We start from the raw sequence: 19,443 nt of genomic DNA, 5'->3' as shown, positions 1-19,443 counted from the left end.
AAAATGAAATTTTGATCTTGCAGTAGAGGAAGTAAGCGGTATTTTAATAGCAATAAAGGAGACTTCTACTATGAAAAGACGTGTAGTTATCACAGGTATGGGAGCAGTAACTGCCCTGGGAGTGGGGGCGGATAATCTTTGGCACTCAATAAGAAATGGGAAATCCGGCATCACCAGAATTGAACGAATTAACATATCCGATCTTCCGACACAGGTTGGTGCAGAAATTAAGGATTTTAACCCAAGTGGTTTTATTGAAAAGAAAGAACTTAAAAGAATGGATATGTTTACGCAATATGCTTTGGTGGCAACAGGATTGGCTATTGAAGATTCAAGGCTGGATTTTGATTCAATTAATCCTAAGAGGACGGGAGTGATAATTGGTTCTGGTATCGGTGGGATTGAAACCTTAGAGAAACAACACAACGTACTATTAGAAAAAGGTGTACATAAGATTAGTCCTTTCTTTATTCCAATGATGTTACCTAATATGGCAACTGGCTTTATTTCTATTAAGCATGGAATTAAGGGATTTACTGAGTGCATTGTTACCGCTTGTGCATCTTCAACGAACGCAATTGGTGATGCTTATAAACTAATCCAGCGAAATGTAGCTGATGTTATGTTAGCGGGTGGGACGGAAGCGCCTATTACCAGGTTGGCAATGGCAGGTTTCTGCGCAATGAAGGCTATGACAACAAATTTAGATGCCCACGAAGCCAGTAGGCCATTCGATTTGCAACGAGATGGATTTGTAATGGGAGAAGGATCAGGTGTTCTGGTTCTTGAGGAACTTAACCACGCTCAAAAGCGAGGTGCCACGATAATTGCTGAAGTGGTAGGGTATGGCTGTACTAATGATGCTTATCATATCACTGCAAATTCTGAAGACGGAGCCGCTAATTGTATGAGATTGGCCATTGAGGATGCAGAAATAACTCCTTCTACGATTGGGTATATAAATGCTCACGGGACATCAACCCCAATAGGTGACCGAAGTGAAACGGCAGCAATCAAATCTGTTTTTGCAAACTATGCCTATCAGCTCCCTGTAAGCTCTACAAAATCAATGACAGGTCACTTGCTCGGAGCGGCAGGAGCCATTGAAGCTATTATTACGACATCTGCTATTAGGGATGGTTATTTACCACCAACCATCAATTATAAAAATCCAGACCCGGAATGTGACCTGGATTATATTCCTAATAAGGGTAGAAAAGCAAAAATTACTTATGCTATGACTAATTCTTTTGGCTTTGGTGGTCAGAATGCTACACTAGTTTTAAGGGCGTTCTAATTTAGATTTTCAATGTTCCTATCGTTTGGCAATAGATGTATTAGTAAAGAGTATTCAAACTTTAGAATTAAGGAAAACATTATAAAACAAAAGAACGTTTGTAAAGTGAGGCATTATGATAGATATAAAGGACACCATTAAAACGGGTATCAACTATATCGAGGCTAATCTTTCCAATAAGATTAGCCTCGATGAAATTGCTGCACACTGCAAAATTTCCAAGTACCATCTGCATAGGATGTTTAAATCATTGACCGGTGAATCGCTAATGGATTACGTCCAGTCCCGCAAACTTTCGGCAAGTATTAACGATTTAATCCATACGAATATGAGAATTATTGATATTGCCTTCAACTACGGGTTTGACTATGAGCAGTCTTATATTAGGGCGTTTCGCAAGAGATTTGGCTACACTCCCCAAAAAGTAAAATCAGAACAAATGACACTAAGATTAACAGAAAAAATAAACCTTAATGATATTTATACAGTAAATAATTCCGCTATCTATAAGCCCTTTTTTGTTTTTAGGCAAAAATTATGTTTAGTAGGTACCAGGCATAAAATAATGAGTAAATCAGGAGACAGAACGGCCAACCTTCTAGGACAAGAGTTTTTTTATGGTCACAGACAAAAAGTTGCCAATCAGATTAATCCGCAGGTTTACTATGGATATACAGATTGGAGTGCTAATAATGAAGGTTATATTTACTATATGCCATCGGTTCAGGTTAAAGATTTGACAAATGTTCCAAAGGATATGGTTGGGGTGGAAATCCCGGCACATAAATATGTTGTTTTTCGTTTTGTCGGATTCTTTCGTCCAGACGATATAAATGGAAGACAGATAGGGCGATTGCTAGTTTACATGTATTCTAAATGGATTTTAAATTCAGGTTTTAAATTAGCAGATACTTTTAGATTTGAATTGATAGATACCTCGTTATCAAGGGATGATTATTGCGAATTAGATATTTATCAGCCGATAAGTCCCTATACAGAGAGACTTAGTAGTGGGGCATTCGCTGTAAAGAGGTAATTCGAATATACTATGACTAGGAATAACTGCAGGCTGTTGCCCAGATCAAAATGAGAGGGGGAACGGGACAGTAACAAAGGCTTTGAACGGTTTATGTAGTAACCGTTAGAATCTTTACGATTGATTAACAAAATATGAAATTGGATAAGAGTAAAAACTGAACTGGTCGGGGTGAAATACACCTTGACCGGTTTTTCCTTATTTAAGGACAGAAGAATTCAAGATGGGCGCAGTACTGTATATTCTTTATAATATTTCCATAAAATAATATGAGATGTTTCTCACGTGAGATACTTCTCACATAGATAAATTTATGTTATATTGTTTTTGCAGGAGGTGGTAGTGTGCCTAAAGACACCTTTTATAATTTGAGTGACGAGAAGAAGAAGAGAATATTTGACGCTGCCGTACAGGAATTTTCAACCCGGCCTTTCAGCGAAGCATCTCTTAACAAGATTGTGAAGTCTGCAGGAATACCCTGGGGAAGCTTTTACCAGTATTTTAATGATAAAGAGGACATCTATCTTTATATGCTGGAAGAAATCGGGAAAGAAAAGAAAAAAATGACCCACTACACTAAAGACTTGAATCCGGATGCTGACTTTTTTGAAACTGTTCTGCAAAAAACCAAAGCTTCTCTTGAATTTGGCAAGTTTAAAGCGGAATATACCATGATAGGTATGATGATGGAGATAGACAACAGCGAATTCATTACGAAGATCCGTGCCAAGTCCATCGAAAAGTATGCGCAAATGATTGAGCGTGATAAGAAGCGAGGCCTAATCAGGCCTGAAATTGATTCGGAAATAGTCGTGGCTATGATTGTCACATTCGGTTTGGAGGAGTATTACAGGAACGGCTTAGACGAGGAAAGGTATTTAAAGAAACTCAACGATGTCATCAAAATAATCAAGGAAGGAATCGCAGTATACAAGGAATGATAAATGCCACTACAGGATTGGTTTGACAACCGGCAAGGAGGGACATGTATGAGTTCATATGTGCTTGGCTTTCAGGAGATTGATAAAACAAAGCTGATGATGGTTGGGGGCAAAGGTGCTAACCTGGGGGAGTTATCCAGAATTGAGGGGATACAGGTACCGGAGGGCTTTTGTGTCACCACCGAAGCCTACAAGAGAATAATTGGGCAAACGTCGGAACTTAACGAATTGCTTGATCAATTGTCCCTTTTAAAGGCGGTTGACAGAGAAAAAATCAGTGCAACCAGCGGACAGATTCGCAGGGTTATCGAAGGGATAGCCATTCCTATGGATATCCATGACGAGATCAGCCGCCGGCTGGCCGAACTTGGTGAAAAAGAGGCCTATGCCGTACGTTCCAGTGCTACGGCAGAGGATTTGCCAACGGCCTCATTTGCCGGCCAGCAAGATACGTATTTGAATATTATCGGAAGAGATGCGATTTTACATCATATTAGCAAGTGCTGGGCGTCGTTGTTTACCGACCGGGCCGTAACCTATCGTATCCAAAACGGCTTTGACCACCGCAAGGTTTATTTGTCTGTAGTCGTCCAGCGGATGGTTTTCCCGCAGGCATCGGGGATTCTGTTTACAGCCGATCCCGTCACCTCTAACCGGAAAGTGCTGTCCATTGACGCCAGCTTTGGTCTTGGCGAGGCTCTGGTCTCCGGCCTAGTGAATGCTGATATTTATAAGGTGAAGGCTGGCGAGATCGTCGATAAGAAGATATCCACCAAGAAACTGGCTATTTATTCAGTAGAAAAAGGCGGCACGGAGGCAAGAGAGATTGAATCTGAGCGGCAAAATAGTCAGGCGCTGACGGACGAGCAAATTTTACAGCTGGAACGTATGGGCAGAAAGATTGAGGCGTATTTTGGCCGCCCCCAGGACATTGAGTGGTGCATCCATTGGAGACATAGCGCCGACCCCGATAGCCAAGTTGCAAAGGGAGGTGTGGCCCCGGTCATATTCATCGTTCAGAGTCGTCCCATCACCACCTTATACCCTGCACCGGAGGTGGAAGATGGGAAAAACCATGTTTATTTTTCCTTCGCTCATCGGCAGATGATGACGGAAGCAATGAAGCCATTGGGCTACAGCTTCTTTCAGGAATTTTTTAAATTGATTTCCGGTTCGCCTATGATTGAGATCGGAGGAAGGTTATATATAGATGCATCTCGTGAACTCAGCACACCGATCATCAGCAAGGCTTTAGTCAAAGGCGTTGACTCAGTGGATGTTTTGATGCAGAAGGCTATTTATAATATTCTGAAGCGGAAGGATTTTATCAAAGGGTTGTCACGGGAAAAGTCATCGATGATGGGGGTTTCAGTGTGGTTGAGGTGGGGGATCGACACTTTAAAAACCTATCTGAAAAACGATCATGCTATTGTTACAAACCTTATAGCCCATGATGAGATGGTAATGCGTGGCTTGGAGCAAAGGATTGCTAAAGTATCGGGAAATGAACTGTTTGATTTTATCTTTACTAGTTTTGAGGAACTAAAAAATACTGTTTTTGCTGGCTACGGTGCGGTTTTTGCAGGAGCCTTCGCTACCTCTTGGATCAACAAAAACATGCAGAAATGGCTGGGTGAAAAGAATGCAGCCGATACTCTTGCCCAATCGGTACCCGATAATGTTACCTCCGAAATGGGACTGGAACTTTTGGACGTAGCGGATGTCGTAAGAAAATATCCGGCAGTGATTGAATATTTTCAACATGCCAACGACGAGACATTTTTTGAGGATTTAGCTAAATTGGAAGGCGGTAAAGTTGTCAGTGATTCAATCCGGGCCTATCTTAAAAAATACGGTATGCGTTGTTCGGCGGAAATTGATATAACCAGGACGCGGTGGAATGAGAGGCCGACAATACTCATTCCCATGATTCTCAGCAATATCAAGACTTTTGGACCTGGTGCCCACAGTATGAAATTTGAACAAGGCCTGCAGCAAGCAAGACAGAAGGAGCAGGATATTCTGAAACGTCTGGAACAGCTGCCCGGTGGTCAGAGCAAAGCCAAAAAGACCAAGAAGATGATAAGCGTTTTGCGCAATTTCGCCGGTTTCAGGGAATATAACAAGTATCTGATTGTCTGCTATCTCTGGATTCTCAAGCAAGCATTGCTGAAGGAAGCCGATAAACTGGTGCAACAGGGTGTGATAAGAGATCGGGAGGATATATACTATTTAACCTTTGCGGAATTGAGGGAAACAGTTAGAACAAACCGGGTGGATTCCAACATCATTGCCAAGAGAAAAGAAGACTATGAGATTTTTGAAAAGCTGACACCTCCCCGTGTCATTACCTCTGAAGGTGAGATTATCTCCAGTGCATATGATACCGAAAACATACCCAAAGGTGCTTTGGCAGGCGTAGCAGTTTCATCCGGCATCATTGAGGGCCGGGCACGTGTTATTTTAAAAATGGAGGATGCCAATATCGAAGAAGGCGATATTTTGGTCACTACCTTTACTGACCCCAGCTGGACACCGGTGTTTGTATCCATTAAAGGCCTGGTGACCGAGGTGGGTGGCATGATGACCCATGGCGCTGTTGTGGCAAGGGAATACGGTCTTCCGGCAGTTGTCAGCGTGGAAAATGCTACCAAGCTAATTAAGGATGGACAGCGTATCCGGGTCAACGGAACTGAAGGGTATGTAGAAATCCTGTAGCAAGGGAAATGACATTTTCCTACTGCAGGAGGGATAAATGAGCTTGAAGTGATAAAAAGCGACCCTTAACTGGGTCGCTTTTTCAGACAGAAAAGAAGGTGTTGCACTTGTGGAAAAAAGATAAGAAACCTGTAAATACAAATCTCATTTTGCTCTTGCTGGGGAGGATGGTATCCGATACGGGAACGGGCATCCAAATGGTTATTATGCCCCTATATATTATTGATGTCGGTGGCTCGGCGGCTACCGTGGGACTGTTTTCCTTCCTGGCTTTAGTGCCGGTTCTTATCGCGTACCCCTTTGCCGGAGTGCTGGGAGACAGGTTGAACCGGAAGACCATCATGGTGGCAACCGACTTAGCCAGCGCCGTGGTAATACTTGGTTTGGCTTCAAGTGCTTATTCAAACAGAATGAGCCTGGCATTGCTGCTATCTGTGCAGGTAATAGTATCTTTGCTGAACGGTTTGTTTGATCCGGCCACCAAAGGAATGCTCCCCCAATTGGTGGCTGAGGATAAACTGGCCCAGGCCAACTCCACCGTTGCATCGCTGCGGACATTGGCCGCTCTGTTGAGTCCTGTCGTCGGAGCTACCCTGTATGCAAGCCTGGGTATTGCGGTGCTGTTTTTTATCAATGGGATCTCATTTTTGCTGTCGGGAAGCTGCTTGATGTTGATTAGGTATAAGCATATCAAACAAGAGTCAGCAGCGGTCGGTGTGTCAGGATTTATTACGGATTTGTCCGAGGGGATCAGATTTATTCTGGATAATAAAGTAATCTGTAGGTTATGTATTTTTTTCCTGCTAATATATGCCCTAATCCAACCTGTGTTTACTGTAGTATTGCCTCTTTTTTTCAGAACTCGGTTGGAGTTCACAGATACACAGTATGGTTATCTGCAAATGGTAATCATAATGGGAGCGTTGGTGGGAAGCATTCTAGTGGGCGTGCTGTTTGGCAAAGAGAAAGAAGTGACCAAATCCCTGGTGATCGGCTGCAGCTTGCTTATGGGTACAATGCTGACGTTTTCGGTTTTGACGTTTCCGCACAGCTTAGCCGTACTGGGAAGAGACACGCTTTTGTACTTTGCCTTACTGGGAGGAGTTCTTTGCCTATTAAGCACCGCTATTATGTTCATCCATGTTCCGGTGCAGACCTTTATCCAGAGGGCAACGCCCAACCAATACATGTCCCGAATGTTTTCAATTGTTGGACTGATTACCAAAGGCGGCACGCCGTTCGGTGCATTATTGTATGGAATTATCCTCAACAAGATTGAAGTACATTGGACTGTAATGGCAGTTACCTTGTTGATGATGTTGGTTTCAGTTGTGTTTTTAAAAAACACAGCTAGAGTTGTGCGTACCCAGTAATCTTACACATTTTTACTAAGTTAAAGATAAGCCCTATCATAATATTAAAAGATTATTAATAAAAACGGGATTAAAAACGGTGCCAGGAATGAAGTAAATACGGCTGTTAAGGCCATGGCAATACCCGCCATTGCTCCCGGCAGTTCGCCTTCCTGGATGGCGATGGCTGTTCCTTGGCCGTGGGCTGTGGTTCCTATGGCCAAACCCCGGCAGATGGGATTTTGAATCTTTAAACGATCCAATAACCAAAAGGCAATCATCGAACCGCCAGTACCGGTGGCTACCACAAAGGCAGCCGTAAGAGCCGGGTCGCCCCCGACAATGCGGGTAATCTCCACAGCAATGGGAACAGTCACAGATTTGGGTAGCATGGACAGGGTAATTACTTGATCAAGACCCAATAATTTAGCCAGAGCTGCCACAGATATCAGAGTGGACAGGACTCCCAACAAAATACCCGATAGGATGGGCACAAGATATCTTTTTAATATCTGAACATTTTTGTGCAGGGGGACCGCCAATGCTACCGTGGCTGGTCCTAATAGGAAGGTCATAATGTTTTTACCCGGTGTATAGTCCTCAAAGGTCAACCCGCTGGCCAGCAGGATTAGAATAATGATGGTAGTACTTAAAAATACCACATTGGTTAGGGGAGAGGTTGGGTTCCGCCGGTTTAAGCGGCGGCTAAACCAATAACTGAAAATAGTAACAGCGATAACGAAAAGGGTAATCCATAGGTTCATGCCCTCTCACCCTCCTTTTTATCGTATTTTTTGGCTAAGAACAAGACTGTGTAGGCCGTTGTAAGAATGGTTACCACGGCGCCAATCATAACAACTGTTAGAAGCTGTATACCCTGGGCCAGAAAAAGGTCTCCCCAAACCATTAGACCCACAGCAATGGGGATAAAGAAGAAAGCCATATGTTTTAACAGAAGTCCGGCCCCTTCTTCCACCCACTTTAAAGGAATAATATTAAAAGTGAGCAAGCCAAACAGTAGGAGCATACCAAAAACGTTACCCGGCACAGGAATATGCAGTAGGGATACCACAAGGTCACCTACCATGAAGAGTAACCAAAGGAAAGCAATTTGTAATACAATTTTCAACCAGCGCACGGAATCTCTCCCTTTTTAATGTCCATTATTTTTAGAAACCGTACCTATTATACCAATTTTCCCGGGTGACGCACATGGATTTAAACAAAAAGGGAAGGGGCAGAGTACTTCCTTACTGTACTACGAACTAGTAAACTCCCTGGAATGGGAAGTTTAGCGGGTTGAGTTTTGAGAAGCAATATGATATATTGTTTTACAATTAAAGTGATTGGAGTTGAAAAGATGATTAATCTTTCTTGCTAATTTCCAAAGCATAATGAAAACACGGAAGCGGGGAATACCGCTTGTTTTATTGTGCTTATGCAAGAAAGTGATTAATTCTTTTCGCTCAAAACAAGGCTAATCTTTGTCATATCCGATATGGGTTTGACTTTGTTTTTCTGTATGTATGAGCTGCAAGAATTAACTTTCTTGCAGCTCATATTTTTTAGCGTATCGTAAAGTATAATCCTTTCCGATACGCATAAGGCAAACTAAGCTTCCGCTGGCGTATAAAAGACTTGGCGCAAGCAAAGTTTTACTAACAGGAGGACAAAATTATGTCTTTAATAAGTATCACAAACCTAACCTTTGGCTATGACGGTAGTTACGATAACGTTTTTGAGAACGTAAGTTTCCAAATAGATACTGATTGGAAGTTAGGATTTACCGGGAGAAATGGCAGAGGCAAGACCACCTTCCTTAATTTATTGCTTGGTAAATACGAATACAGCGGTACTATTGCGGCAAATGTCAGATTTGAATATTTTCCTTTTCAGGTAGAAAACAAGGAACAGAATACCCTTGATGTAATCAGTGCCATTGTACCGGATTATCTGCACTGGGAATTAATGCGTGAACTTTCATTTCTGCAAGTTTCTGAGGATGTTTTATATCGGCCCTTTGATTCATTATCCCATGGAGAGCAAACGAAGGTTTTGCTGGCTGCCTTGTTTCTTAAAGAAAATAGTTTTCTCTTAATCGATGAACCAACCAATCACCTTGATATGGAGGCAAGAAAACTTGTCAGTGATTATCTCAATACCAAGAGTGGCTTTATTCTGGTATCCCACGACAGATCCTTTCTTGATAACTGCGTTGACCATCTTCTTTCGATTAATAAAACAAATATAGAAATTCAAAAGGGCAATTTTTCCAGTTGGTGGGAAAATAAGAAAAGACAGGATACCTTCGAATTTGCAGAAAACGAAAAACTAAAAAAAGATATTAGCCGCTTGGCGGATTCTGCTAAAAGGACAAATGGATGGTCGAACGAAGTTGAAAAAACTAAATATGGAACTAGAAATTCCGGTTCCAAGGTGGATAAAGGCTATATTGGCCACAAGTCTGCTAAAATGATGAAACGCTCTAAATCTATTGAAAAAAGGCAGCAATCCGCGATTGATGAAAAGTCTAAGCTGCTCAAAAATATCGAGAGATCGGATAGCTTGAAGATTTCTCAACTTAATTATCATAGTACCCGTCTTGCCGAACTTGAAAATGTTTCAATCTTTTACGGTGAAAAAGTGATTTGCCAGGAGATAAACTTTACCATTGATCAAGGTGATCGAATTGCTCTTTTAGGTAAAAACGGTTCCGGAAAATCCAGTATTATCAAACTCATCTGTGGTGAGGAGATAAATTATACGGGCACTTTCAGAAAAGGAAGTCAGCTTAAAATATCGTATGTTTCACAGGATACATCGTATCTTCAGGGCAATTTAACTGACTACGCTGTCGCTAACGAGATTGATGAAAGCTTATTTAAAGCTATTTTAAGGAAACTTGATTTTTCCAGAGTTCAATTTAAAAAGGATATGGCGTCTTTTAGCGGCGGACAAAAGAAGAAAGTGCTGATTGCGAAAAGTCTTTGCCAGAAGGTTCATTTGCATATTTGGGACGAACCGCTTAACTTTATTGATGTTATTTCTCGCCTGCAGATTGAAGAGCTGCTGCTTGAATACTCGCCAACCATTCTTTTTGTGGAGCATGACAGTGAGTTTTGCAAAAATATTGCTACAAAGACCATTGAACTTTAATCGCGATTTGTTATGGTGTTGCTTGTTTAAAGATTGTTCAGCAATCCAAAGATGAAACTGAGAAGGTAGCCCGAAGTATGGGGGCTACCTTCCTTGATTTTTAACGCTGAACGGAATTGACCATGCCATCCCTTTTGGGGTAGTTGGTTAAATCAGTCATTTTTTCATCGTTGACAGTTTTTGACTTCTTTTAGTAAAATAATAAAGTACGAAATCGTACTGTACTAAATCGTTATGTTTGTCAGGAATAATAGGCTGTGTGATCCACAACCTTAGGCAACCGGAGGAAACTTTCTAATGGCTGATACAAACAACGGCGGCATGTGGACTGTCTTGGGAGTTATCATTATTGGCACCTTCATAACCATTCTAAATAGCAGCCTCATCAACATTGCCCTCCCTAAGATGATGGCAATCTTCGGTGTTTCTCTGGATTCGATCCAGTGGGTTGTCACTGCATACACCATCGCTCTGGGAGCCGTCATCCCACTTTCTGGCTACCTGTCCGACTTGTTGGGGGCAAAAAAGCTGTATCTTGGATCACTGATCGTCTTCACCCTTGGTTCCCTTCTCTGTGGCATGGCTTGGAGCAACTCCTCCATGATTGCTTTCAGAGTTATTCAGGGCATCGGCGGCGGTATTATCGGTCCGGTTGGCAACGCCATTATCTTCCGTACAGTACCTCCCGAAAAACGGGGCATCGCTATGGGCTTGTACGGCGTCGCAGCCATGGCTGCACCAGCCATCGGTCCCACCTTGGGGGGGTACCTCATCGCCAATCTTAGTTGGCGGATGTTGTTCTATATCAGCGTCCCTTTTGGCATACTTGGTGTCATGGTGGGTAGCCTCCTGCTTCAAGAATTCCCTAAAAAGTCACCAGGTAACTTTGACCTGATTGGCTTTATCACCTCCACCATCGGTTTGGTCTGCATCTTTTACGTATTGGGAAAATGGACTAGCATTGATTGGCGTGAGATGGAATACCCGCTTCTTTTGGCTCTAGGGGTCTTTAGTCTAATTCTTTTTATTGTGAACGAGCTGATGCATCCAACTCCTTTGTTGGACCTGCGGCTTTTTAAGTTGTATGATTTCTCGGCATGGAGCGTGGTGATGTGCTTTCTGAGCATGGCGATGATTGCAGTCCCCTATTTGGTACCCATCTTTCTCCAGAACATCATGGGCTATTCCGCTATGCAGACAGGGATGTTACTTTTTCCTTCCGCCATAGCTACCGCCATCATGATGCCAATCAGCGGCAAGATTTTTGATAGATGGGGGTATCGGGCTGTCATGATTCCAGGCCTTTTCCTGTTTGTAGCCGTCTCCTATCCCCTTAGTTTTTTAAACACCGATACCAGTGCCGGTACCATCAACCTGCTTTTGATTATTCGGGGGATGGCCATGGGACTGGTGGCTTCGCCAGCCACTACCATGGCCATGAATAGTGTTTCCAAGGCCATGATTAATCAGGCTTCTGCTTTGATGAATATCACCAGACAGGTTGCCTCTACGGTCAGCATAGCCCTGATCACGACCATACTCCAGCATCGTATCGCCCTTAACAGCGCCACCATTTCGGATCAGTTATCCGTGACAAATCCCGTCACAACGGATGCCGTCAGGGCTCTTCAGGGGGTCTACTTTCAAGGTGGCCTTTCGGCCAGCGATGCCAACGGAGTAGCAATCAGTACCCTGGCAGGGCTTGTTCAAAAACAGGCATATGTTGACGCCATTGACTATATCTTTCTCCTGATGATGCTGGTGATGGCGGTCTTATTTGTTTGTATAGTCTTCATTGACCTGCCGAAGTATGTAAGGACACGACTACAGGAGTTGCACAATAAAAAGGAGGCAGTCTACTGATATGAGTTATAGTCAAAAAGAACGAATATGGATTCTGCTGAGGGACATTCAAACCCAAAAACGGGGTTATTTTTCCCTTTTTAGCAAGCGATTTGGACTTTCTGTCCAGGATGGCTATCTGGTCCGGGAGATTTCCTCTCAACCAGGCATAACCCTAAGCGAATTGAGCGATCTTTTGGGACTCTCCAAAAGCACCGTTTCCTCTATGGTAGCCCGGTTAGAGGAAAAGGGGATCCTCACCAGGGAGATTCCCCGCAATAACCGGCGGATCGTCCAGTTGAGAATATCTTCCGAACTTAGACAAAATCCGGAAATTTCACTACTGAGAAGTCAAATGATGGAGGGTTTTCTCAAAGAACTGAGCCAAGAGGATGCCACTGTCATTATTAATGGGCTAGAAAAACTGAATGAACTAATGGCTCATTCTGCAGACCATGAGGAGTATCCGGGCGACTCGCTGCCGCTTCCTCCAAATGAACCAGGACATACGAAGTAAACCAATGGGGGTGGTACAGATATGAAAAAAATAATTTGTGCAGCATTGCTAGCTGCCCTGATGCTAACGGGCTGTTCTGCTACGCCGGCTACCAAGGAGCAGAAACAAGAGGCGGCTGTCCCGGTCTATTATCTAGCCGGCAAGGTCCAGGCTTCTGAAGCGGCGGATCTTTCAGTACCATTCACAGGTCGTGTGGAAAGAGTCTTAACCACGGTGGGCCAAGACGTGAAGGCCGGAGATCCCCTGGTGCAGTTTGATACTTCGGAAGCATCGGCACAGGTGGAAGTGACCCGTCAGGCTCTGGCCATAGCCCAGGCCAATTTGGAGAAAGCACGAACCGGGGCACGCCCGGAGCAGCTCCACCAGGCTGAAGCCACCGCTAAAGCTGCTAAGACAGCTTTGGAAAACGCCCAAAATAATCTTAAGCGGTATCAGACCCTTTATGATTCAGAGGCCATTCCCCTTTCTCAGTTGGAAACAGCCGAGGGGCAAGCGGCAAGTGCGGAAGCAGCCTTTAGGAATGCCGATGAAGCCCTGGCTATTCTGAAGAACGGAGAAACGAAAGCTTACATGGCTGTACTGGAAAAGCAGGTGGATCAGGCCCAGGCTTCTGTGGCATCCGCAGAGGCGGCGTTGGTCAACCGCACGGTGAAGGCTCCTTTCGACTGCACCGTAGTGGCCTGTCCCGCCAAGGCAGGAGAAACGTACACCGCGCAGACAACGTTGGTATCCCTGGAAAACAGGGATCGACTTACTCTGGATGCCTACGGTCCGACCAGCGCTGTGGCGCATTTCAAGGTAGGCCAGAAGGTTAGCGTACGGGTGGCAGAACAGTCGAACAAGGAAATTGCCGGAACGGTAACCTGGGTGGGAAACACGGTGGACCCTAAGCGCCGGGATGTATTGGTGAAGATATCTTTAGCTCCTGAAACGTCCCTTATGGCAGGCATGTTTGCCGAAGTTGCACCGGTACAGGAGGGTAAGCACCATGGATAAACGAAAAAAGACGCTGCTGATGGTTAGCGGAATCATGATATTCGTTCTGGCGACTATCGCTCTTTATTATGGAATCAACAATTATCTATATATTTCCACGGAAGATGCCCGGGTAACTGGAGATATCGCCCGGATCAATGCCCAGATTACCGGGAAACTGGTTTCCTGCGATTTAGAGGAGGGCATGACGGTCCACAAGGACCAAATTGTAGCCCGCCAAGAGGCGCCGAATCAAACGGATACGGCTCTTGAACAGAGCCTGCTCCGAGCCCCCATTGATGGTGTCGTCATCAAGAAGCAAGGAATCATGGGAGAGATAATCTCCTCGGGGCAGGCCGTAGGTATGGTGGTGGACCCTGCCAAGCTCTATATTGTAGCGAACATTGAAGAGACCAAGCTAAACCACATCCAGGTGGGAAATAAAGTAGACGTCTCCATCGACCAGTATGGCGGCAAAAAGTGGGTGGGAAAGGTAAGCCTGATTGGTGAAGCCTCCAATTCCACCTTCTCCCTGATCCCCTCCTCAAGCGGCGGGACATTCACCAAAGTAGTCCAGAAGGTACCGGTCCGCATCGCAGTGGATGCTAAGGATAACCAGATTCGGCCCGGCACCAATGCCGTGGTAAGAATCCACATTCGCTAGCTAGACAATCAGTTAATTTTTTATGCCAGTTTAAAAAAGATCCAATTCGAGTATGCTCATGAATTGGATCTTTTTCACGTTTCTTCGATCATCATGATCACTCATTTGCTTTGACATGGTTACTTTTGATTGTTATAGTTACTATAAAATATAGAGTTAGGTGGTTTCGTATGAAATATGAACCGAAAATAGAGAAAGAGATGATGTGTCCTCTCGAATATGGGCTGAACATCTTTGGTGGCAAGTGGAAATCAAGAATTATCTGTGTTCTATCTGCGAATCGTTTTATGCGTTACAATGAAATTAGAAAAGAGCTTGGCAATATAACTGATGCAGTGCTCGCTTCTATGCTAAAGGAGCTTATTGCAGATAAATTAATTAGCCGCAAGCAGTATAATGAAATACCGCCAAGGGTTGAATATTCTTTGACTGAAAAAGGAAAGTCGGTATTGCCAATTTTTAAGAGCATTTGCCTGTGGTCCCGGCAACAAACAGAGGATGAATTAGACAAAAAGCTCCCGCCCTGTAGGACGTGCGACCAGCTATTGTAATACCATCACTATGAAAATTATTAGTTACTTATAAAATTACTAATATCTAGGTGCTTTCCAGTTGCCTTGTTATACTTTCATTGTGGTTAAACCATAAATATACTCTATGGAGGTAGTAACATGAGTGTAAAAGCATACTTGGAAATCACGATGGTAATTAACAATACTAATCGTCCGGCGGCAGCAAAGGTCTATACAGACTATCGGCAACCTTTTTTAGAACAAATCAAAGGAGCGGTTACGAAAGAACTTCTTATCCGTGACGAAGATGTACAGGTTCTTCATGGTTTTGACAGCGTTGAAAATGCAAAGGCTCATCTTGATAGCGAGATGTTCAAGAATGATGTATTTGTCGGGCTAAAGCCGCTCTGGAGTGCTGATCCTGATGTAAAAATCTATCAGCTTGCTTAATCATTTGTAGTACGGCCGAATATACTCATAACAATGGCGTAGTTTACCAAGTATAGTATTTTGAATAAGCAACGGGCAGAGAAAAAGTAATTCTCTGTCCGTTTTACTTTATTGCAGGATGTCTTCGCAATGATACAGATAATCCAAAAATCCTTTTGACAGCAGGCAAAACATGGCGGTGTGATGAACCTTGAACTTGATAGAATTGAGCCATTTACTATAATTGTTAAGAATATTACATTATTTGCCTGAAATTCTGCTAAAATCAAGGAAGGGGGGAGAGAACATGAAAAAAGACCTAGAGCCTGTCACGATGTATCATATGTTTGCCAAACTTTTTGCACATCTGGCTAAAGAGGTATCCGATACCTTTGGTGATGCAGGCAAAGAAGCGGTTAGGCGTGCGGTTAAGAACTTTGGAGAAGAACGCGGTCGTGATATCGCCAGAAGAGCTAAAGCAAAGGGTGCCACAAATGATCTGGCAAATTATCTTACCACCTATGACATGGAGCGCAGTGATCACTTTGAATTTACAGACACCTATGGAGAGGATCAGATAGAACAGCTTTTCACCCGTTGTGTTTTTGCAAACCAATGGAAAGAAGATCAGATGGAAGAGTATGGATACCTGTATTGTGAAATGATCGACCCAGCAATCGCCAGAGGGTATAACGAGAACCTGGAGTGTATCCAAGAAAAACATTGCTTTAAAGATGGTGTTTGCGCATTTTGTTTTAGGATGAAGAAATAACAACATTTCCGATCGGTAGGCAGGATTATGGCAAAAAATGTGGGCGGGTGGCTATCATCCCACCCGCCCACAGTATAGGCCCGGCAATCAATATTTTTATTACAAAGCAATATTACAGGGGGACTTTAAATTGCCCTACCGTTAGTTGCATTTGATTGGCGATTTTTGCTAATTCTTGGGTTGCTGCGGATGTTTGCTGGGTTGTGGAAGTTATCTGCTCATTGCTGCCCGCCACTTGTTCCATCCCGTCACGGCTTTGTTTTACTGCTTCTTGGATATCTTCAATCCTGCTAAGGACACCATTCACGGAAGTAATGATATTCTCCAGGGCAAGGCCAGCTTCGGCGGCCAGCTTTACGCCATCTGCTACCTCTTGCACCCCTTGCTGCATCGTGGTGGTGGCTGTATCAACACCAGTTTGTACTTGCAGAATGAGTTGATTAATTTCTTTGGTGGCATTAGCCGATTGTTCGGCTAATTTTCTTACCTCATCAGCAACCACCGCAAACCCTTTACCCTGTTCACCCGCTCTTGCTGCCTCAATGGCTGCATTTAATGCCAATAAATTGGTTTGTTCCGCAATGTCGGTAATTACACTGGTAATTGTTCCGATCTGGTTAGATAAATCATGTAAGTTTTGGATGGATTTTGCTGTCTCAGCATTGGAAGTGGCAATAGCATTCATTTTAGCCACCGTTTGTTTTACTTTTTCATTGCCCGCCAGGGCTACGTGGCTGGCCGTTTGGGATTCCATGACTGCTTGTTGAGCATTTTCAAAACTGGCAGCGGCAATGCTGGCCACTTCGGTTGCCGTGCTAGCTACCTCTTCAACAGTGGCGTTTACTTCTTCACCGGAAGCAGCCAGTGCTTCACTGTGGGCAGCTAAGGTTTGGGAATTGTGGGCCATGTCAACAATGATCATGCTTAATTTTTGCGCCATGTGGTTAAAAGACCTGGCCAAATCACCAAATTCGTCTTGCCGCTGTAAGTCCTTTTGGGATATCTCCCGGGTCAAGTCGAAATTTGCCAGCTCTGTTACATAGGCCACGGCGTTTTTCGTAGGCTTTGCTATACTGGCTGAAAAGTAGGAACCGCAGACAAGGATGATGATGGCGAGTATCCCCAGGATCATCAAACTGGTGGTTTTGAATTTGTTAAGTCCCAGGTAAGCGCTTTCAGCATCATAATCAATACCAATCAATCCGACAACCGTTCCCTGCTTATCCTTTAAGGGATAATAGGAACTAATCAAAGCACCCCATTTCTCATCGTGGTCAATTTTATCAGCTATGTATGCTTTACCACGTAAAGTTTCTTCATATGCTGGGGTAGCTATTTCAGTATCCCCAAGATGGGACATGTCTTCAGCAGGGGAACCATCAATGACATATATAATTTTGCCATCAACAGTTTTTCTCATGGTATATATATATTTAGCTCCACTTACCTGCCTAATATATGCCAAATCTTCTCTAGCTTGCCTATAATAGGGTTTGTTTTCATCTTCTCTTGTCTGCAATTTAACGAACTCATTAATATCAATAATTTTGCTGGCCTCTTGTACTATTTTATAAGCCTGATCCGCGGCCTCTTTTGTTACCATCTTGGAACATTGCCAGTATAATATTGCCGCTAGGGAAGCAGTAATTGATAAGGTAATAATTAGAAAAAATACCGTAATTTTTACTCTAATACTTTTCCTAATAGACAATTCCTTTATCCATGAATTTTTCAAGCTAATTCCCCCAAATAATAAATTTTAAAATAAGGAGCACACCTTAGAAATAGACCGATTAATAATTATGCAAGCCGGTTTTTAAATTAGACAGCATTATATCATAAATTTATCTAAAAACTCCCAATAATGAGTCGAATGCTATGAAAAATGAGTTGTATTTTGTTAAAGTCCTAAATTTGAGCAGGATTAAATCTTTCTCTCCACGGTCCTAATAAGGTAGGAACTTTTGAAGTGTTCGGGGGAGAATGCTTTTTCTTTGTGATAAACGATAGTTAACATATCTATGAAAGTTGCGTATGACGATGGTGTAGAGTTTCTATCAAAGAATCATTCCACGATATTTGTAGAAATTTTGACTTGACTATAAAAGTAAAAGATTATACATTAGTTATAAGTTAATAATGAGCACAAAATGGGGTACACCACCGAAAGGGTGTCCACTCGTTTTGTGCTTTTTTATTTTTTTATTTGAAACAAAGGGAGTGAATACATGAAAGTTAACGGCACCACTATTTTTTTAGGGGAGCAGCAAAGCTTGTTCGATTTTTTAGAAGCTAATCAATATGACATTCGATTAATTGCGGTGGAACGCAACGGAGAAATTGTTCCAAAAGCAAAGTATAAGGAAGTTATGCTCGACGATGAAGATACGCTGGAAATTGTAAACTTTGTCGGAGGGGGTTGAGAAATGAATTTAGTGGTCAACGGGCAGAGGATAGAAGTAGATTGTCAAACAGCTTTTCAAATCAGAGAACAGCTAGGAAATCAAACTGATATTGTCATCTTGAATGGTTTTCAGATTGAAGAAGATTGCAAAGTAACTGAAAAGGATACCGTAACCATCATCCGAAAAGGGGTTATGCCTAAAAGGGAAGAGCTTGAGAGCATGATGATGGCCAGGCATACACCTAATGTCCATGAAAAAGTAAAACAAGGTAAAGTAGCCATCGCTGGATTAGGCGGTCTGGGATCTAATATTGCAATTATGCTGGCCAGAATAGGCGTTGGACAGTTGATGCTGGTGGATTTTGATATTGTTGAGCCCAGTAATTTGAATCGACAAAGTTATTATATAAGCCATTTAGGGATGCCGAAAACAATAGCGTTAAAGAAACAGATCGAAGAAATTAACCCCTTTATCAAGGTGGCAATTGAAAACACGAGAGTAACGGCAGAGAATGTAAAAGAGCTTTTTAGTGGATATAACATCCTTTGCGAAGCCTTTGATAAACCGGAGGAAAAAGCCTTGTTGGTGAATACTGTATTAGAGCAACTGCCGGATAGTAAAATCGTAGCAGCTTCCGGGATGGCCGGGTACGACAGTTCTAACCTAATTAGAACAGTAAAACCCATGAAAAATTTATACATCTGTGGGGATTTGACAAACGAAGCAATCGTGGGAAGAGGGCTAATGGCACCCAGAGTACAACTCTGCGCCAGTCATCAGGCAAATATGATTTTACGGATATTGCTGGGAATAGAAGAGGCATGAGA

Annotated in this window: 18 protein-coding genes; 15 read left to right on the top strand and 3 right to left on the bottom strand. The window is 43.0% G+C overall.

Annotated features, from left to right (window positions below):
* Window positions 1-70: 70 nt before the first annotated feature.
* The 5 genes from fabF to BUA78_RS04725 all read left to right on the top strand — a co-directional run bounded on the left by fabF (window position 71) and on the right by BUA78_RS04725 (window position 7,365).
* Entirely contained in the window at window positions 71-1,297 is a 1,227-nt protein-coding gene (fabF, locus tag BUA78_RS04745) for a beta-ketoacyl-ACP synthase II (protein WP_072911379.1), read from the top strand.
* Window positions 1,298-1,412: 115 nt separating this feature from the next.
* The gene (locus BUA78_RS04740; protein ID WP_072911377.1) at window positions 1,413-2,333 is read left to right on the top strand and encodes an AraC family transcriptional regulator; all 921 of its coding nucleotides are present in this window, start codon (window positions 1,413-1,415) and stop codon (window positions 2,331-2,333) included.
* Window positions 2,334-2,677: 344 nt separating this feature from the next.
* Complete coding sequence (locus BUA78_RS04735; protein WP_072911374.1) at window positions 2,678-3,274, top strand: TetR/AcrR family transcriptional regulator; 597 nt, start codon at window positions 2,678-2,680, stop codon at window positions 3,272-3,274.
* A 48-nt stretch (window positions 3,275-3,322) separates the two neighbouring features.
* Entirely contained in the window at window positions 3,323-5,992 is a 2,670-nt protein-coding gene (ppsA, locus tag BUA78_RS04730; RefSeq protein WP_072911373.1) for a phosphoenolpyruvate synthase, read from the top strand.
* Between the two features lie 107 nt (window positions 5,993-6,099).
* Window positions 6,100-7,365: an MFS transporter gene (locus BUA78_RS04725; protein ID WP_072911371.1), complete on the top strand. Its 1,266-nt coding sequence runs from the start codon at window positions 6,100-6,102 to the stop codon at window positions 7,363-7,365.
* Window positions 7,366-7,409: 44 nt separating this feature from the next.
* Here BUA78_RS04725 and BUA78_RS04720 read toward each other — a convergent pair whose 3' ends face one another.
* The gene (locus tag BUA78_RS04720) at window positions 7,410-8,108 is read right to left on the bottom strand and encodes an LrgB family protein (protein ID WP_072911369.1); all 699 of its coding nucleotides are present in this window, start codon (window positions 8,106-8,108) and stop codon (window positions 7,410-7,412) included.
* Window positions 8,105-8,482 (bottom strand): CidA/LrgA family protein, encoded by a 378-nt coding sequence (locus BUA78_RS04715; protein WP_072911368.1) that lies wholly within the window; start codon window positions 8,480-8,482, stop codon window positions 8,105-8,107. The genes BUA78_RS04720 and BUA78_RS04715 overlap by 4 nt, the downstream gene beginning before the upstream one ends.
* Before the next feature lie 539 nt (window positions 8,483-9,021).
* Between BUA78_RS04715 and BUA78_RS04710 the strand changes: the two genes are divergently transcribed.
* The 8 genes from BUA78_RS04710 to BUA78_RS04675 all read left to right on the top strand — a co-directional run bounded on the left by BUA78_RS04710 (window position 9,022) and on the right by BUA78_RS04675 (window position 16,211).
* Window positions 9,022-10,500 carry an Lsa family ABC-F type ribosomal protection protein gene (locus BUA78_RS04710; protein ID WP_072911366.1) on the top strand — a complete coding sequence of 493 codons (1,479 nt, stop codon included), beginning with the start codon at window positions 9,022-9,024 and terminating at the stop codon, window positions 10,498-10,500.
* A 297-nt stretch (window positions 10,501-10,797) separates the two neighbouring features.
* Complete coding sequence (locus BUA78_RS04705) at window positions 10,798-12,363, top strand: DHA2 family efflux MFS transporter permease subunit (RefSeq protein ID WP_072911365.1); 1,566 nt, start codon at window positions 10,798-10,800, stop codon at window positions 12,361-12,363.
* 1 nt (window position 12,364) lies between these two features.
* A complete protein-coding gene (locus tag BUA78_RS04700; RefSeq protein WP_072911363.1) occupies window positions 12,365-12,859 on the top strand; it encodes a MarR family winged helix-turn-helix transcriptional regulator in 495 nt (164 codons plus the stop codon).
* A gap of 21 nt (window positions 12,860-12,880) precedes the next feature.
* Window positions 12,881-13,855 carry an HlyD family secretion protein gene (locus BUA78_RS04695; RefSeq protein ID WP_072911361.1) on the top strand — a complete coding sequence of 325 codons (975 nt, stop codon included), beginning with the start codon at window positions 12,881-12,883 and terminating at the stop codon, window positions 13,853-13,855.
* A complete protein-coding gene (locus BUA78_RS04690) occupies window positions 13,848-14,498 on the top strand; it encodes an HlyD family secretion protein (protein ID WP_072911360.1) in 651 nt (216 codons plus the stop codon). Before BUA78_RS04695 ends, BUA78_RS04690 begins: the two co-directional genes overlap by 8 nt.
* A 170-nt stretch (window positions 14,499-14,668) precedes the next feature.
* Window positions 14,669-15,049 carry a winged helix-turn-helix transcriptional regulator gene (locus BUA78_RS04685; RefSeq protein WP_072911358.1) on the top strand — a complete coding sequence of 127 codons (381 nt, stop codon included), beginning with the start codon at window positions 14,669-14,671 and terminating at the stop codon, window positions 15,047-15,049.
* 120 nt (window positions 15,050-15,169) lie between these two features.
* Window positions 15,170-15,460: a hypothetical protein gene (locus BUA78_RS04680; RefSeq protein WP_072911357.1), complete on the top strand. Its 291-nt coding sequence runs from the start codon at window positions 15,170-15,172 to the stop codon at window positions 15,458-15,460.
* A 286-nt stretch (window positions 15,461-15,746) separates the two neighbouring features.
* Window positions 15,747-16,211: an L-2-amino-thiazoline-4-carboxylic acid hydrolase gene (locus tag BUA78_RS04675; protein WP_072911355.1), complete on the top strand. Its 465-nt coding sequence runs from the start codon at window positions 15,747-15,749 to the stop codon at window positions 16,209-16,211.
* 112 nt (window positions 16,212-16,323) lie between these two features.
* Here BUA78_RS04675 and BUA78_RS04670 read toward each other — a convergent pair whose 3' ends face one another.
* The gene (locus BUA78_RS04670; protein ID WP_072911354.1) at window positions 16,324-17,946 is read right to left on the bottom strand and encodes a methyl-accepting chemotaxis protein; all 1,623 of its coding nucleotides are present in this window, start codon (window positions 17,944-17,946) and stop codon (window positions 16,324-16,326) included.
* A 493-nt stretch (window positions 17,947-18,439) separates the two neighbouring features.
* Between BUA78_RS04670 and thiS the strand changes: the two genes are divergently transcribed.
* Together thiS and thiF are read left to right on the top strand one after the other, a co-directional pair.
* Complete coding sequence (gene thiS / locus BUA78_RS04665; protein ID WP_072911352.1) at window positions 18,440-18,634, top strand: sulfur carrier protein ThiS; 195 nt, start codon at window positions 18,440-18,442, stop codon at window positions 18,632-18,634.
* A gap of 3 nt (window positions 18,635-18,637) precedes the next feature.
* Window positions 18,638-19,441, top strand: coding sequence for a sulfur carrier protein ThiS adenylyltransferase ThiF (thiF, locus tag BUA78_RS04660; RefSeq protein WP_072911351.1), 804 nt, complete (start codon window positions 18,638-18,640; stop codon window positions 19,439-19,441).
* Window positions 19,442-19,443: the final 2 nt, after the last annotated feature.

This window comes from Desulforamulus aeronauticus DSM 10349, from assembly GCF_900142375.1.
Lineage (GTDB): Bacteria > Bacillota > Desulfotomaculia > Desulfotomaculales > Desulfotomaculaceae > Desulfotomaculum > Desulfotomaculum aeronauticum.
This window is presented reverse-complemented; position numbering and strand designations above follow the sequence as displayed.